Here is a 2,282-nt window from a genome sequence, read left to right as displayed (position 1 = left end):
CCCCCCTAACCTTTTAATTCGCCCCTGAAAAGGCTTCACGCCCTCCTACAAGCCTTGCTCTTTTAAGAACATCACCTCTTCCCCCTCCAAACCACTTAACCTACATAAACATCTCATCCGCCCTCAAAAACAACCTCCCCCACACACCCCAATATTCATGCAGCACAACAAGCACTCCCAACCCTTCAACTCCCCCTATCAAAGCTCTTTCCCCTCCTTTTCTCAAAAACATCCCCCCACGGACTAAAAGCAATTCACCAGCCCCCCAAAAACAACTTCCCCTCAACGGCTTCAAAGCGCCCCCCTAACCTTTTAATTCGCCCCTGAAAAGGCTTCACGCCCTCCTACAAGCCTTGCTCTTTTAAGAACATCACCTTTTCCCCCTCCAAACCACTTAACCTGCATAAACATCTCATCTCCCTTCAAGAACAAAGCTTCACCCCACCCCGATATTCATGCATCACAACAAACACTCCCAACCCTTCAACTCCACCCCCTAGCTCTTTTCCCCCCTTTTTCTCAAAAACATCCCCCCACGGACTAAAAGCAATTCACCAGCCCCCCAAACAACTTCCCCTCAATGGAGACCTTCCACAGCATAAATATTCCCCATACTATAAGGTCGTCCTCTTCACTTTCCTTTTAGTTCCAACCTCTAGGCCTTTTAGTTCCAACCTCTAGGCCTTTTAATTGCAACCTTTAGAGGATAGACTTATCTCTTGCGCCTATAGAGAGTACTCTAACAATGTGTTCTCATTGCCCCTAGTCTCCCTTCTTGTGTTCATTCTTTCACAAAAGTGTCAAGCGCGCGCTTGGCACCACCCCTTGAGTTCCATATCAAAGATATCATTACAGTACTAAGCTTATCCATCACAGAAACCTCCTCTCACAAGGCGATATTACCTGTCTCGTAGTTTTCTAAGGCTTGAAGCGTCTCTCCTTATTTCATTTCGCAATAAGGCTTAAAAGAGCAGATGTACATACACTCCACACTGAAAGAAAACCGTAAATTTAGCTTACACGCTAAAACACCAGCCGCTTAAAATATCACTCACTTTAACATTTGTAATATTTGTGACCTTCGTTCTGTCTATCGCCTTCGTTCTTTCCCCTATAAAGTTACGTTATTCAAATTTGAGTGCCTAACAGCACTCAAGGACGAAGATTTCTGTGCCGATCAATCAACAATCAAGCTTTTCTTAAGTAAATTCAACCGGCATAAACACTTCAATATTAAATGCCTCTTCGCCTATAGTTTAGTGATAAAATATAATTGTACTCACAAAACGAATCTTTTATACAGCGGCACGAAAAATTGTACATGCCTCATAATAATAAAGGGAAGATGCGCTACAGACGTAGCAAGTCATTCGTATTATCATTTTAACAAGTACAGAAATCTTTTTTCATTTCATAAAAATAGCCTGAGAAACTGAGTTATTCGCTTTATCAAAAGACAAAACCTTCAAGAAACAAACGAATATCCACATGACAAAACCAAACCTATCAAATGCATCACCAAAAGAACAAAATGATACATCTTCTCAATGGGACTTAGTCCTCGATATCCAAAAAGAAGTTAAGGAAACATTAAAGGCTGGTGTTGTTTCCCTGAGAGAGTTTATATTCATAATTTTTATAAGCGTCTGTTTATACATTTTCCTCTCAATATTAGGCAGTGCGGATAAACCTCAGATGAATGTAGTAACTGCAATCGGGCTGATATGCGCATTAATTCTGTACGGTTCGATACCAATCTTTTTGGTGCTACGGATCATAGTAAAGAAGAAACTGAAAAAAGTAATGAAACAACTAGACGAAGCGGTTGCTAATCAAAATACAATAAGGAGAGAAAAATGACTGGAGCTATAATATTAGGGCGCATTCTAGGGATCATTGTCGGTTGTGCAATAATAACATTATCCGTTTGGCTTGTTTATTCTACCATTAAATATCGAAAATTGTACCGTAAAGCGCTTACAGGACTAAACTTAGCAAATCAAAAATGGAATAAAGAAATTAATAAATAAAAAAATCGTGACAAACGTGGTATTAAAAATACTATAATCCTTATTTTTATATTTCTAAACGTATTTAATGTGATTACCAGTTATTGAGGGCCCATATTGATGGTATGAGATTTTTCATAAGGGAACGTTTGAAACTATAGGCATGATATTATGTGCGTATAGCAAATACAAGAAACACTTCCAACGGCTCCCCCCACTTTAAGCATTTCAGCCGGCGCACGCACCTGACAGGGCTTCACAAGCCCCGCAACA

General features: G+C 40.1%; 3 protein-coding genes. 2 read left to right on the top strand and 1 reads right to left on the bottom strand.

The window, feature by feature from the left end:
- Positions 1 to 100: 100 nt before the first annotated feature.
- Positions 101 to 295 carry a hypothetical protein gene (locus tag ACFILW_RS07685; protein WP_375685465.1) on the bottom strand — a complete coding sequence of 65 codons (195 nt, stop codon included), beginning with the start codon at positions 293 to 295 and terminating at the stop codon, positions 101 to 103.
- Positions 296 to 1,488: 1,193 nt separating this feature from the next.
- Here ACFILW_RS07685 and ACFILW_RS07680 point away from each other — a divergent pair.
- Both ACFILW_RS07680 and ACFILW_RS07675 read left to right on the top strand, forming a co-directional pair.
- The gene (locus ACFILW_RS07680; RefSeq protein WP_375685464.1) at positions 1,489 to 1,860 is read left to right on the top strand and encodes a hypothetical protein; all 372 of its coding nucleotides are present in this window, start codon (positions 1,489 to 1,491) and stop codon (positions 1,858 to 1,860) included.
- Positions 1,857 to 2,030 (top strand): hypothetical protein, encoded by a 174-nt coding sequence (locus ACFILW_RS07675; RefSeq protein WP_375685463.1) that lies wholly within the window; start codon positions 1,857 to 1,859, stop codon positions 2,028 to 2,030. The genes ACFILW_RS07680 and ACFILW_RS07675 overlap by 4 nt, the downstream gene beginning before the upstream one ends.
- The last annotated feature ends 252 nt before the right edge of the window (positions 2,031 to 2,282 follow it).

This window comes from Bartonella sp. TT110JLCBS (assembly GCF_042193405.1).
Classification (GTDB): Bacteria; Pseudomonadota; Alphaproteobacteria; order Rhizobiales; family Rhizobiaceae; genus Bartonella.
The sequence above is the reverse complement of the archived record's forward strand: the minus strand, read 5'-3'. Positions and strand labels throughout refer to the sequence as shown.

Excerpts from the sequence above, each read along its gene's own strand:
- ACFILW_RS07680 (WP_375685464.1), top strand. The coding sequence starts at position 1,489 with ATGACAAAACCAAACCTATCAAATGCATCACCAAAAGAACAAAATGAT.
- ACFILW_RS07675 (WP_375685463.1), top strand. The coding sequence starts at position 1,857 with ATGACTGGAGCTATAATATTAGGGCGCATTCTAGGGATCATTGTCGGT.